Origin of the sequence: Enterobacter sp. BNK-29 (assembly GCF_048684785.1) — a bacterium.
Taxonomy (GTDB): Bacteria; Pseudomonadota; Gammaproteobacteria; order Enterobacterales; family Enterobacteriaceae; genus Enterobacter; species Enterobacter cloacae_M.
Genome location: NZ_JBLQTU010000001.1, coordinates 2,676,249 through 2,689,755 on the forward strand (window position 1 = coordinate 2,676,249; position 13,507 = coordinate 2,689,755).

At 56.7% G+C, this 13,507-nt stretch carries 13 protein-coding genes; 9 read left to right on the top strand and 4 right to left on the bottom strand.

Annotated features, from left to right (window positions below; all coding sequences use genetic code 11):
• Nucleotides 1-5: 5 nt before the first annotated feature.
• From prfC to ACMGGX_RS12860, 5 genes are all read left to right on the top strand, one after another.
• Nucleotides 6-1,595: a peptide chain release factor 3 gene (gene prfC, locus ACMGGX_RS12840; RefSeq protein ID WP_023310314.1), complete on the top strand. Its 1,590-nt coding sequence runs from the start codon at nt 6-8 to the stop codon at nt 1,593-1,595.
• A 299-nt stretch (nt 1,596-1,894) separates the two neighbouring features.
• Entirely contained in the window at nt 1,895-2,512 is a 618-nt protein-coding gene (gene osmY / locus ACMGGX_RS12845) for a molecular chaperone OsmY (protein WP_063441026.1), read from the top strand.
• 127 nt (nt 2,513-2,639) lie between these two features.
• Nucleotides 2,640-2,801, top strand: a complete 162-nt coding sequence (locus ACMGGX_RS12850) for a DUF1328 domain-containing protein (RefSeq protein WP_003856556.1) — start codon at nt 2,640-2,642, stop codon at nt 2,799-2,801.
• Nucleotides 2,802-2,921: 120 nt separating this feature from the next.
• A complete protein-coding gene (locus ACMGGX_RS12855) occupies nt 2,922-3,974 on the top strand; it encodes a patatin-like phospholipase family protein (RefSeq protein ID WP_023310316.1) in 1,053 nt (350 codons plus the stop codon).
• Nucleotides 3,971-4,753 (top strand): TatD family hydrolase, encoded by a 783-nt coding sequence (locus tag ACMGGX_RS12860; protein WP_420298459.1) that lies wholly within the window; start codon nt 3,971-3,973, stop codon nt 4,751-4,753. Before ACMGGX_RS12855 ends, ACMGGX_RS12860 begins: the two co-directional genes overlap by 4 nt.
• Here ACMGGX_RS12860 and ACMGGX_RS12865 read toward each other — a convergent pair.
• Together ACMGGX_RS12865 and ACMGGX_RS12870 are read right to left on the bottom strand one after the other, a co-directional pair.
• Entirely contained in the window at nt 4,748-5,608 is an 861-nt protein-coding gene (locus ACMGGX_RS12865; RefSeq protein WP_420298460.1) for a YjjW family glycine radical enzyme activase, read from the bottom strand. The two genes, ACMGGX_RS12860 and ACMGGX_RS12865, sit on opposite strands and share 6 nt — an antisense overlap.
• The gene (locus ACMGGX_RS12870) at nt 5,583-7,130 is read right to left on the bottom strand and encodes a YjjI family glycine radical enzyme (protein ID WP_420298461.1); all 1,548 of its coding nucleotides are present in this window, start codon (nt 7,128-7,130) and stop codon (nt 5,583-5,585) included. Before ACMGGX_RS12870 ends, ACMGGX_RS12865 begins: the two co-directional genes overlap by 26 nt.
• 262 nt (nt 7,131-7,392) lie before the next feature.
• Between ACMGGX_RS12870 and deoC the strand changes: the two genes are divergently transcribed.
• The 4 genes from deoC to deoD all read left to right on the top strand — a co-directional run bounded on the left by deoC (nt 7,393) and on the right by deoD (nt 11,729).
• Nucleotides 7,393-8,172, top strand: a complete 780-nt coding sequence (gene deoC, locus ACMGGX_RS12875; RefSeq protein ID WP_023310320.1) for a deoxyribose-phosphate aldolase — start codon at nt 7,393-7,395, stop codon at nt 8,170-8,172.
• 109 nt (nt 8,173-8,281) lie between these two features.
• Nucleotides 8,282-9,604 (top strand): thymidine phosphorylase, encoded by a 1,323-nt coding sequence (gene deoA / locus ACMGGX_RS12880; RefSeq protein ID WP_420298462.1) that lies wholly within the window; start codon nt 8,282-8,284, stop codon nt 9,602-9,604.
• A 53-nt stretch (nt 9,605-9,657) separates the two neighbouring features.
• On the top strand, nt 9,658-10,881 hold the full coding sequence (deoB, locus tag ACMGGX_RS12885) for a phosphopentomutase (protein ID WP_033144579.1): 1,224 nt from the start codon (nt 9,658-9,660) through the stop codon (nt 10,879-10,881).
• Nucleotides 10,882-11,006: 125 nt separating this feature from the next.
• Complete coding sequence (gene deoD, locus ACMGGX_RS12890) at nt 11,007-11,729, top strand: purine-nucleoside phosphorylase (protein ID WP_010427122.1); 723 nt, start codon at nt 11,007-11,009, stop codon at nt 11,727-11,729.
• 60 nt (nt 11,730-11,789) lie between these two features.
• Here deoD and lplA read toward each other — a convergent pair whose 3' ends face one another.
• Nucleotides 11,790-12,806: a lipoate--protein ligase LplA gene (gene lplA / locus ACMGGX_RS12895; protein WP_420298463.1), complete on the bottom strand. Its 1,017-nt coding sequence runs from the start codon at nt 12,804-12,806 to the stop codon at nt 11,790-11,792.
• A 39-nt stretch (nt 12,807-12,845) separates the two neighbouring features.
• Complete coding sequence (locus tag ACMGGX_RS12900; RefSeq protein ID WP_023310324.1) at nt 12,846-13,490, bottom strand: YtjB family periplasmic protein; 645 nt, start codon at nt 13,488-13,490, stop codon at nt 12,846-12,848.
• Nucleotides 13,491-13,507: the final 17 nt, after the last annotated feature.

A 13,507-nucleotide genomic window follows, 5' to 3' on the forward strand; every position in this document is an offset into this window, starting at 1 on the left:
TAATTATGACGTTGTCTCCTTATCTGCAAGAGGTGGCCAAGCGCCGCACTTTTGCCATTATCTCCCACCCGGATGCCGGTAAAACGACCATCACTGAGAAGGTGTTGCTGTTTGGACAGGCAATCCAGACTGCCGGTACCGTGAAGGGCCGTGGCTCCAGCCAGCACGCAAAATCTGACTGGATGGAGATGGAAAAGCAGCGTGGTATTTCGATTACCACCTCCGTGATGCAGTTCCCGTATCACGACTGCCTCGTGAACCTGCTGGATACCCCGGGCCACGAAGACTTCTCCGAAGATACCTACCGTACCCTGACGGCGGTGGACTGCTGTCTGATGGTGATCGACGCCGCGAAAGGTGTAGAAGACAGGACCCGCAAGCTGATGGAAGTCACCCGTCTGCGCGATACGCCGATCCTCACCTTCATGAACAAACTCGACCGCGACATCCGTGACCCGATGGAAGTGATGGACGAAGTGGAAAGCGAGCTGAAAATCGCCTGTGCGCCCATCACCTGGCCAATTGGCTGCGGTAAGCTGTTCAAAGGGGTGTATCACCTCTATAAAGACGAAACCTACCTGTATCAGACCGGTAAAGGCCACACCATTCAGGAAGTTCGCGTGGTGAAAGGTCTGGATAACCCTGAGCTGGACGTGGCAGTCGGCGAAGAGCTGGCCGCGCAGCTGCGCGACGAGCTGGAGCTGGTCAAAGGCGCGTCTCACGAATTCGACAAAGAGCTGTTCCTGAGCGGTGAAATCACCCCGGTCTTCTTCGGTACCGCGCTGGGTAACTTCGGCGTTGACCATATGCTGGACGGTCTGGTGGAGTGGGCGCCGCGCCCGATGCCGCGTAACACCGACACCCGTGAAGTGGAAGCGCAGGAAGAGAAATTCACCGGCTTCGTGTTCAAAATTCAGGCCAACATGGACCCGAAACACCGCGACCGCGTGGCCTTTATGCGCGTGGTGTCCGGTAAGTATGAAAAGGGCATGAAGCTGCGCCAGGTGCGTACCGGTAAAGACGTGGTGATTTCCGACGCGTTGACCTTTATGGCGGGTGACCGTTCGCACGTTGAAGAGGCGTATCCGGGCGACATCATCGGTCTGCACAACCACGGCACTATTCAGATCGGCGATACGTTCACCCAGGGTGAAATGATGAAGTTCACCGGTATTCCGAACTTCGCACCGGAGCTGTTCCGTCGTATCCGTCTGCGCGATCCGCTGAAGCAGAAACAGCTGCTGAAAGGCCTGGTTCAGCTCTCCGAAGAGGGCGCCGTGCAGGTGTTCCGCCCAATCGCGAACAACGACCTGATCGTTGGTGCGGTCGGCGTGCTGCAGTTCGACGTGGTTGTCGCGCGTCTGAAGAGCGAGTACAACGTGGAAGCGATTTACGAGTCTGTGAACGTCGCGACCGCGCGCTGGGTTGAGTGTTCTGACGTGAAGAAATTCGAAGAATTTAAGCGTAAGAACGAAATTCAGCTGGCGCTGGATGGCGGCGATAACCTGACCTATATCGCGCCAACCATGGTGAACCTGAACCTGACGCAGGAACGTTATCCTGACGTTCAGTTCCGTAAAACCCGCGAGCACTAATCCCCTCTCAGAGCACGGCTCCCGCCGTGCTCTTCTTTAATTCCTGTCTTATTAATCCCTTGCGGAATGTTCTTAATTCAACGCAATTTCACGCTATTCGCGCGTTTTTTACCCAATTCTGAAAGCGGCTCTGTGAGAGTGATCTATATTTAACTCAGTGTTTAACACCGGGTGTGGATAAATTAACTGTTCAATGCATGACTTTAGGTTATCCATTTTGCCCGTGTGTTTATTCGCAATATATAAAACTACTAAGGAAGTATGTAGCCCGAATAACGGGTAAACACAGGAATAGATCGATGAATATGACAAGACTGAAGATTTCGAAAACTCTGCTGGCTGTAACCCTGGGTAGCGTTCTGGTGAGCGGTTCCGCTCTGGCGGAAAGCAGCACAATGGATAAAGCCCAGTCCACGGCCGATAACGCAGGGCAAAAAATCGATAGCTCTATGAATAAAGTCGGCAACTTCATGGACGACAGCTCAATCACAGCAAAAGTGAAAGCCGCACTGGTGGATGATGAATCCATCAAAAGTACCGATATTTCCGTTAAGACCGACAAGAAAGTGGTCACGCTGAGCGGCTTCGTGGAAAGCCAGGCTCAGGCCGAACAGGCGGTGAAAGTCGCGAAGGGCGTTGAAGGCGTTGCGTCCGTCAGCGATAAGCTGCACGTACGTGACGGTAAAAACGCGTCGGTGAAAGGTTATGCCGGTGATGCCGCTACTACCAGCGAAATCAAAGCTAAACTTTTAGCAGATGACATCGTGCCGTCCCGTAAGGTGAAAGTGGAAACCACCGATGGTGTGGTTCAGCTTTCCGGTACGGTAGATTCGCAGGCGCAAAGTGAACGCGCCGAGTCCATCGCGAAAGCGATTGACGGTGTGAAAAGCGTTAAAAACGATCTGAAAACGAAGTAAATCTGGACCATTCGCCCGTCTGGTTAAAACCTGCGGGCGAAATAAGAACGACTCTGGAAAAACGCCGGTGAGTGACCTGAGCGCTCACGTTTAGCGGCCGACATTAACTATGGTAAAGGAGAAGCTTATGTTTCGTTGGGGCATTATATTTCTGGTTATCGCGTTAATTGCCGCCGCATTGGGCTTTGGTGGACTGGCAGGTACAGCGGCATGGGCAGCTAAGATTGTGTTCGTTGTAGGTATTATTCTGTTCCTGGTCAGCCTGTTTACGGGTCGTAGACGTCCGTAGCAAACGCAATATTCCTTCAACAAAATAAAGCCAGTCACTGCGACTGGCTTTTTCTTATTTGCGTAACAGGTCGGGTGCGTTACTGTGGTGTTATAAAATAATCAAAACAGGAAAGCAGAGGTGGGGCAACGAATTCCCGTTACGCTCGGCAATATTGCGCCGCTGACGTTAAAGCCGTTTCGCGCAGGACAACTCGCGCTGGTTTGCGAGGGGGGAGGACAGCGCGGCATTTTCACCGCCGGCGTGTTGGATGAATTTATGCGCGCGCAGTTCAACCCTTTTGACCTTTACTTCGGCACCTCTGCCGGGGCGCAGAACCTCTCTGCCTATGTCTGTAACCAGCCCGGCTACGCGCGAAAGGTCATCATGCGCTACACCACGGCGAAAGAATTTTTTAATCCGGTGCGCTTTGTGCGCGGCGGCAACCTGATCGATCTCGACTGGCTGCTGGAGTCGACCTCCAGCCAGATGCCGCTGGCCATGGATACCGCTGCCCGTCTGTTTGATAGCGGCAAAGAGTTCTGGATGTGCGCCAGCCGGGGCGATGACTATTCGCCGGGCTATTTTTCTCCTCAGAAGGAGAACTGGCTGGACATCATCCGCGCCTCCAGCGCGATCCCCGGCTTTTATCGTACGGGAGCCCTGCTGGACGGCATTAGCTATCTGGACGGGGGGATCAGTGACGCGGTGCCGGTGCAGGAAGCCGCCCGGCGCGGGGCGAAAACCATTGTGGTGATCCGTACCGTACCGTCGCAAATGTATTACACGCCGCAGTGGTTCAAACGGATGGAGCGTTGGTTGGGCGACAGCAGCCTGCAGCCGCTGGTGAACATCGCGAAGCAGCATGAAACCACCTACGGCGCGATGCAGCGCTTCATTGAAAAACCGCCGGGTAAGCTGCGTATTTTCGAAATCTATCCGCCTAAGCCGCTGCTGAGCATGGCCCTGGGCAGCCGCGTCCCTGCGCTGCGCATGGATTACAAAACGGGGCGGCTGTGCGGGCGTTACTTCCTGGCGACGGTGGGGAAAATGCTGGCGGAGCAACCGCCGCTTCATCGCCATAAACGCATTATTTTGCCGCCTGCGATTGTCGCCAACGACGCCCTGACGACGCCGCTGGTGGATATTCCGCAGGCGAATGACGCTTTACTGGATAACGAGGATCTGGCGTGACGCTCCGCTTTATCGATACCCACTGCCACTTTGATTTCCCGCCGTTTACGGGGGATGAAGCGCAAAGCATTGCGAAAGCGGCAGAGGCAGGCGTTCAGGCCATCATTGTGCCATCAGTGGAAGCGGCCTATTTTTCCCGGGTGCTGGATCTTTCCACGCGGCACTCCGCGCTCTATGCCGCGCTCGGCCTGCATCCGATTGTGATTGAGCGGCATCTTGATGAGCACATTGAGAGGCTTGATGAGGTCGTGCAAACCGCAGGAGACAAACTTGTCGCCATCGGTGAGATCGGCCTCGATCTTTATCGCGAGGATCCGCAGTTTGAGCGCCAGCAGACGATCCTCGACGCGCAGCTCAGGCTGGCGAAGCACCACGATCTGCCGGTGATCCTTCACTCAAGACGCACGCACGATAAGCTGGCGATGCACCTGAAACGCATCGATCTGCCGCGCAGGGGCGTCGTGCACGGTTTCTCCGGCAGCCTGCAGCAGGCGCAGCGTTTTATTGAACTGGGCTATAAAATCGGCGTCGGTGGCACCATCACCTATCCGCGCGCCAGTAAAACCCGGGACGTGATGGCACAGCTGCCGCTGTCGGCGCTTCTGCTGGAAACCGACGCGCCGGATATGCCGCTGAATGGTTTTCAGGGCCAGCCGAATCGCCCGGAACAGGCGGCGCGCGTGTTTACCACCCTGTGTGAACTGCGAAAAGAGCCTGAAGAGGTGATTGCCGATGCGCTGCTGGAAAATACCCGTTCGGTATTTGGCATCACGCTATAGGTAAAGCGCCGGACGGATCACCCTTATCTTCTGTTTTTCCAGCGCCAGCGCCAGCGGTTCAACGTCCTCGGGCGTGGCGCTGCGCCATGAGGCCGCCTCACCGTAAACGCCATGCGCATGAAATGCGTTGATGCGCACCGGCACATTTCCAAGCCCGTGGATAAAGGTCGTTAGCGGTTTGAGGTGTTCCAGAAAATCACACTGCTCCGGAATCACCAGCAGGCGGAGTTCCGTCAAACGGTGACGATCTGCCAGCCAGCGGATGCTCTGCTTAATCTGCGGGTTTTCGCGCCCGGTCAGGAAGCGGTGATGCTCGTTCCCCCACGCCTTCAGATCCAGCATTGCGCCATCCAGTACCGGCAGCAGCTTTTGCCAGCCGGTTTCGCTTAACAGACCGTTGCTGTCTACCAGGCAGGTGAGGTGGCGCAGGGCGGGATCGGCTTTGATCGCGGTGAACAGGGCGATCAAAAACGGCAATTGCGTTGTGGCTTCACCGCCGCTCACGGTGATCCCTTCGATAAAGGGGGAGGATTTGCGGACCTGGGTGAGGATCTCTTCCACGCTGAAGCGGTGCGCCATAGGCGTTGCCTGCTGCTGGCACAGGTGCAGGCAGGTGTCGCACTGCTGGCAGTCACTCTCCTGCCACCAGACGCGTCCGGCCTGAATAGTCAGCGCGTCGTGCGGGCAGTGGGGCACACAGTCCCCGCAGTCGTTGCAGCGGCCGATCGTCCACGGGTTGTGGCAGGTTTTACAGCGCAGGTTGCAGCCCTGCAGGAACAGCGCCAGGCGGCTGCCCGGCCCGTCCACGCAGGAAAAAGGAATAACCTGACTAACTAAAGCGCATCTGCTGTTCATGGCTAACCACGCGCGGCTGACGTTCCAGAATTCGGGTATTGCGTGCAGCTTCTTCCCCCAGCCAGGTAGTATTGGTGCGCGATCCGGCTTCCCGGTATTTCTCCAGATCCGACAAACGAACCATGTAGCCGGTCACGCGTACCAGATCGTTACCCGCTACGTTGGCGGTAAATTCACGCATACCGGCCCTGAACGCGCCCAGGCTAAGCTGAACCACCGCCTGCGGATTGCGTTTGACCGTCTCCTCCAGGGTGAGAATATCGCTGATTCCGGAGTGATAGTGTTTGTGATGCGGCGCAACGGCCAGCAGATGGCTGACAGGATCCGGCTCATCGCCGTAGGGCAGGCGCGCGCCCGGCGTGGTGCCCGAATCGGAGCTGATCCCCGACTGCGCGTGCAGCATCGCGCGATGCTTCCAGCCGTGCTTCACCGGCGTGTTTTCAACAAATGCCGCAAGCTGTTCGCTGATGCGATAGCCCAGCGCGTTGGCCTGCTCGTCTTTTCCGTAACGGCCTTTAATGCCCTCCTTTTCACAGAGCGTATTCACCGCTTCCGCCAGGCCGTACATGCCAAACATGGGCACAAACCGATCCGCATCAATCAGCTCCTCTTTGACCAGGAAGCTATTCTCAAAGAAGCCAGATTGCTCGTACAGGAAACCGCAGCGTGCATCGATGATGGCAATTTGCTGCTGGCAGTAGTGCGGGAGCGTGCGGGTGAAGAAGTCCTCAATGGATGTGCTGCGTTCAGCAATGGCTTTGAGGTTGAGGCGCACCAGAGTGCTGCCACCGCCAGCAAGCGGCAGGGAGTTGTAACAGCTCACCACTCCGTAACGGCCTTTTGTGAAAATTTTATCATTCATCGGGCCGTTAGAAATATGCGGTTTGCTGCATTCACATATGTTTTTTGCCACCTCAAGCAGCAGGTCGTCCGGGGTGATATCGGGATCGTAAATAAAGGTCAGGTTCGGTGCGACCTGCTTCAGCTCTGCATCGGCACGCAGAATGGCACGGGTGATGGAGCCGTCAGCAGGCCCGATGTTTGCGTGCATAAACGCGTCCGGCAGCGTACGGTCGAGATAGCGCCAGAAACGTTTTATTCGGCTATCGATCTCTTCTTGTGTTAGAATTCTAACATATGGAGTTAATATCGCATCAAGCTGACCGAGATAGACCGGCATCGATGTGACGGACGGAACATGATGGTAGAGGATGGTTAACAGCGAGAGGGCATCGTCAAGATCTTTCGCGCCTTCCAGCTCCAGCCACTCTGAACCGTTAGCCAGAAATTTTGCGTAATCCGGCAGAACGTAACGGGGTTTGTAAGGCGCATGGCCTTCGAACATGTCGCAGATAACCCCCTCGTCCAGCGCGGCTCGTGCGGCCTCAGGAAGTGCCGGGTAAGGCAGGTTGTTTTCCGCTTCCAGCGCCAGAAAATGACGTTTTTGTCCCGGGGTTAACACCGGGCTTGTCACAATGTGCTGGCAACGTTGTTGCAGTGCGTCGGGGCTGGAGTGGGGCATATTCGCTTCCTTGAGTGTTCTGCGGATGATGAACGGATTGTAGGAAGCCAGCCTGTCTGGGCTTTTGATCCGACAGGGGGTATCGCTGCTTTAGTCGGCAATTTACGCGCTAAAGTTTGAAGAAGATCTCATTACAGTAATGCAAATTTGTATGCAGTTTTCATTAACTGTGATGAATGTCGAAGTGTGGATGCGGGTGAATGTTAGAATACTCACAGACCCGCAAGGTAAAATTTATACGGCACTGCCGTTGGAGAATGTTATGACCGATTTAACTGCAAGCAGCCTGCGCGCGTTGAAACTGATGGACCTGACCACCCTGAACGATGACGACACCAATGAAAAAGTCATCGCCCTGTGCCATCAGGCGAAAACGCCGGTGGGTAACACCGCAGCCATCTGTATCTACCCGCGCTTTATCCCGATTGCCCGTAAGACGCTGAAAGAGCAGGGTACGCCGGACGTGCGTATTGCAACCGTAACTAACTTCCCGCATGGCAACGACGATATCGAGATTGCGCTGGCAGAAACCCGCGCGGCGATTGCCTACGGCGCAGACGAAGTTGACGTGGTGTTCCCGTACCGCGCGCTGATCGCCGGCAACGAGCAGGTCGGTTTTGACCTGGTGAAAGCCTGTAAAGACGCGTGCGCGGCGGCAAACGTGCTGCTGAAAGTGATCATCGAAACCGGCGAGCTGAAAGAAGAAGCGCTGATTCGTAAGGCGTCAGAAATCTCCATCAAAGCCGGTGCGGATTTCATTAAAACCTCTACCGGTAAAGTGCCGGTGAATGCGACCCCGGAAAGCGCGCGCATCATGATGGAAGTGATCCGCGACATGGGCGTGTCCAAAACCGTTGGTTTCAAACCTGCGGGCGGCGTGCGTACCGCCGAAGACGCTCAGCAGTTCCTGGCGATTGCCGACGAGCTGTTTGGCGCCGACTGGGCCGATTCCCGTCACTACCGCTTCGGTGCGTCCAGCCTGCTGGCTAGCCTGCTGAAAGCGCTGGGTCACGGCGACGGTAAGAGCGCAAGCAGCTACTGATTGCCAGACAATGCCGGATGACGCTTAGCTTATCCGGCCTAAAGAATCGTAGGGCGGGTAAGCGTAGCGCCACCCGCCACAACTCCCCCGATTCCGCATGGAGGTTACCGTGTTTCTCGCACAAGAAATTATTCGTAAAAAACGTGATGGTCATGCATTAAGCGATGAAGAGATCCGCTTCTTCATCAACGGCATTCGTGATAACACCGTCTCAGAAGGGCAGATTGCGGCTCTGGCGATGACCATTTTCTTCCACGATATGTCGATGCCTGAGCGCGTGTCGCTGACCATGGCGATGCGAGATTCAGGAACCGTTCTGGACTGGAAAAGCCTCAACCTTAACGGCCCGATTGTGGATAAACACTCTACCGGCGGCGTGGGTGACGTGACGTCTCTGATGCTCGGCCCCATGGTGGCAGCCTGCGGCGGTTACATCCCGATGATCTCCGGGCGCGGCCTGGGCCACACCGGCGGTACGCTCGACAAACTGGAAGCCATTCCGGGCTTCGATATCTTCCCGGACGACAACCGCTTCCGCGACATTATTAAAGACGTTGGTGTGGCGATTATCGGCCAGACCAGCTCTCTTGCTCCGGCAGACAAGCGTTTCTACGCGACCCGCGACATCACCGCGACCGTTGACTCCATCCCGCTGATCACCGCCTCTATCCTGGCGAAGAAACTGGCAGAAGGGCTGGACGCGCTGGTGATGGACGTGAAGGTCGGCAGCGGCGCGTTTATGCCAACCTATGAACTTTCTGCTGCGCTTGCCGAAGCGATCGTTGGGGTCTCCAACGGCGCGGGCGTGCGCACCACCGCGCTGCTCACCGACATGAACCAGGTACTGGCCTCCAGCGCCGGTAACGCCGTCGAAGTACGTGAAGCGGTGCAGTTCCTGACCGGTGAATACCGCAACCCGCGTCTGTTCGACGTCACCATGGCGCTGTGCGTTGAGATGTTAATCTCCGGCAAGCTGGCCAAAGACGATGCGGAAGCGTGCGCGAAGCTGCAGGCGGTGCTGGACAACGGCAAAGCGGCAGAGATCTTTGGCCGCATGGTTGCAGCCCAGAAAGGCCCGACCGATTTCGTCGAAAACTACGCGAAATACCTGCCAACCGCGACGCTTAGCAAAGCGGTGTATGCCGATAGCGAAGGGTTTGTCTCTGCGATGGACACCCGTGCCCTCGGCATGGCGGTGGTCTCGATGGGCGGCGGCCGTCGTCAGGCATCGGACACCATTGATTACAGCGTCGGCTTTACCGATATGGCCCGTCTGGGCGACAGCGTTGACGGTCAACGTCCGCTGGCTGTGATTCACGCGAAAGACGAAGCCAGCTGGCAGGAAGCGGCTAAAGCGGTGAAAGCGGCAATTACGCTTGACGATAAAGCGCCAGAAACCACACCGACTGTCTATCGCCGTATCACCGAATAGCGGTATACTGATCTGATCGATAATTTTTGAAGCACTACGTACGGAGAACAATTATGAAACGTGCATTTATTATGGTGCTGGACTCATTCGGCATCGGCGCAACCGAAGATGCAGAACGTTTTGGTGACGTGGGTTCCGATACCATGGGTCACATCGCGGAAGCCTGTGCGAAAGGCGAAGCGGATAACGGTCGTAAAGGCCCTCTGACTCTACCTAACCTGACCCGCCTCGGTCTGGTGAAAGCGCATGAAGGTTCTACCGGTAAAATCGCAGCCGGTATGGACGGCAACGCGGAAGTCGTGGGCGCCTACGCCTGGGCTCACGAGCTCTCCTCCGGTAAAGACACCCCGTCTGGCCACTGGGAAATCGCCGGTGTGCCTGTGCTGTTCGACTGGGGTTACTTCTCCGATCACGAGAACAGCTTCCCGCAGGAGCTGCTCGATAAGCTGGTGAAGCGCGCCAACCTGCCGGGCTACCTCGGCAACTGCCACTCTTCCGGTACAGTGATTCTGGATCAGCTCGGCGAAGAGCACATGAAAACCGGCAAGCCGATTTTCTACACCTCCGCTGACTCCGTGTTCCAGATTGCCTGCCACGAAGAGACGTTTGGCCTGGATAAACTCTACGAGCTGTGCGAAATCGCCCGTGAAGAGCTGACCGAAGGCGGCTACAACATTGGCCGCGTGATCGCGCGTCCGTTTATCGGCGACAAAGCGGGTAACTTCCAGCGTACCGGTAACCGTCATGACCTGGCCGTTGAGCCACCGGCACCGACCGTACTGCAGAAGCTGGTTGAAGAGAAAGACGGCCACGTGGTTTCCGTGGGGAAAATCGCGGATATCTACGCCAACTGCGGCATCACCAAAAAAGTGAAAGCCACCGGTCTGGACGCGCTGTTTGATGCCACCATCAAAGAGATGAAAGAAGCGGGCGACAAGACTATCGTCTTCACCAACTTCGTGGACTTCGACTCCTCCTGGGGCCACCGTCGCGACGTAGCGGGCTATGCAGCGGGTCTTGAGCTGTTCGACCGTCGTCTGCCGGAGCTGATGGAGCTGGTGGGTGAAGATGACATTCTGATCCTGACCGCGGACCACGGCTGTGACCCAACCTGGACCGGTACCGACCACACCCGTGAGCACATTCCGGTGCTGGTGTACGGCCCGAAAGTGAAGCCGGGCTCGCTCGGTCACCGTGAAACCTTTGCGGACATCGGCCAGACCTTGGCGAAATACTTTGGTACGTCTGACATGGAATATGGCAAGGCCATGTTCTAAACGGATTGGGTGCGGCCTGATGCCCTCACCCCGACCCTCTCCCACAGGGAGAGGGAGAACAGAATGTAGGCCGGGCCAGGCGTAGCCGCCACCCGGCAAAAACAACAATGTAAAAGGAACTGAAGATGGCAACTCCTCACATTAACGCAGAAATGGGTGATTTCGCTGACGTCGTATTGATGCCGGGCGACCCGCTGCGCGCGAAGCACATTGCAGAAACTTTCCTGGAAGACGTGCGTGAAGTGAACAACGTTCGCGGCATGCTGGGCTTCACCGGTACCTATAAAGGCCGCAAAATTTCCGTTATGGGCCACGGCATGGGTATCCCATCCTGCTCTATCTACACCAAAGAGCTGATCACCGACTTCGGCGTGAAGAAAATCATCCGCGTAGGCTCCTGCGGCGCGGTGCGCATGGACGTTAAGCTGCGAGACATCGTTATCGGTATGGGTGCCTGCACCGATTCCAAAGTTAACCGCATGCGTTTCAAAGACCATGACTTCGCGGCGATTGCTGACTTCGGCATGGTGCGTGACGCGGTTGACGCGGCAAAAGCGCTGGGCGTTGAAGCGCGCGTGGGTAACATCTTCTCTGCTGACCTGTTCTATGCCCCAGACGGCGGCGAGATGTTCGACGTGATGGAGAAATACGGCATTCTGGGCGTGGAAATGGAAGCGGCGGGTATTTACGGCGTCGCGGCTGAGTTTGGTGCGAAAGCGCTGACCATCTGCACCGTGTCTGACCACATCCGTACCCACGAGCAGACCACCGCTGCCGAGCGTCAGACTACCTTTAACGACATGATCAAAATCGCGCTGGAATCCGTTCTGCTGGGCGATAAAGAGTAATTCTGTCTCTTCCCTCCCTCTCCCTGTGGGAGAGGGCCGGGGTGAGGGCATTAGACCGCACTAACGCACGGCCCGTGCAATCCACGCCGACAGCTCCCGCAGCTCTTTCTCCTGCTCCGGGAAATCTCCGATCAACGCGTCGCATTCCTGCTGCAGCATATCTGCCCTGTACAAACAGCCCTGCAAACGTGCCGCCAGCGCCTCTAACGGTGCCGGGTTCAGGCTATCGGTAAACACCTGCGTGCGGGTGATATGGCCTTTCTCCACATCAAAATGCAGCTCCACGCCGCCCCAGGTAAAACGCTCGTCCAGCAGATGGGAAAACGCAGGAGCCTGACCGAAGTTCCACTCCCAGCTGCTCTGGCGGGCGAAGGTTTCGGCGAAGTTGGGCAGGTCCGGGGTTTTGTCAGGGGAGATGACTTCTGCTTCCACGCGCTCGCCGTAATGTTCAAAGAACGCGTCACGGATGGCATCGCAAATCTGCTCGTGCGTGATCCCCGGCAGCAGTTCCACCAGATTTGCCACGCGGCCGCGCACGGAGGTAATTCCTTTGGCCTGGAGCTTTTTCTTATCCGGATTCAGGTAGTTCGCCAGACGGCTCAGATCGGCGTTCAGCAACAGGGTGCCGTGGTGGAAGCCGCGATCCATCGTTTCGCGGTAGGCGGAGCCGGAGACCTTCCGGTCGCCCTCGGGGGTTTTCACCACCAGATCGTTACGCCCGGACGCTTCTGCCGTCACGCCGAGTGAATTGAGCGCGTTGAGGACGATGGACGTTGAGATGGTTTTATCGTATTCCGGTTTGCCCGCCATAAAGGTAAAGCAGGTATTGCCCAGATCGTGAAACACCGCGCCGCCGCCGCTGCTTCTACGTGCGAGGCGGACGTTGTCCTCTTCCATACGCCGGGTGTTGCACTCTTTCCACGGGTTTTGCGCGCGGCCGATGACCACCGTATCGGCGTTACGCCAGAGAAACAGTACGCGCTGGGTAGCGGGCATCTGGCGGAAGATGCACTCTTCTACCGCGAGATTAAACCAGGGATCGTAAGAGTCAGAGATAAGCAGGCGTAACGTCGTCATGGCAAAGTTCCTTTTCCGAATCGTTCGCCTACTTTATCACTAATCTTTCTTCTCGCTCTCTTCGTCTTCGGGGACGGATTTGCTGGCGGTCAGCAGGAACGGGGATTGCTGCCAGCGCGAGCGCTTGCCGCGAAGCAGGGTGCGCGCCAGCACAACGCCGATGGCGAGTGAAAGCAGCAGCATCAGGCGCAGAATATTGGTGGTATTATCGACCTGTTTGGCTTCAGTAGGCAGGGTGTGGGTATCGAGGGTCAGGCGCAGATAGCCCAGCGGGCCATTCTTCCCCTGAATAGGTTCGACAATCTGCTGGTTAAAGTAGCCCCCGGCTTTTTTCCCGTCCAGCGCCAGCCTGTCGCGCACGTCGACGTGCTCGCCCGCGCGGGCAATCAGGTTGCCTTGCTCATCATAGACGCCAGCATCAAGAATGCGGCTGTTCTCCGTGAGCAGGCGTAAAACCTGGCCTATCCGCTTATCGTCCGGCGTTTCGGTACGCATGGACGGTGCGACGTTGAGCGTCACCTGGCGCGCCAGCGTGCGGGCCAGCTCTTCAAACTGCGGGTTGCGTTGCCGTTGATGGTTCTGGCTAAACCACGATGCCCCTTGCATCAGCACCACTAATAGTGCGAGACAGGAAAGGACAATCACGGCGCGATGAAGCCGGAATTTCAGTTTTGCGCGAGCCATATTCCACCTGCTGAAAA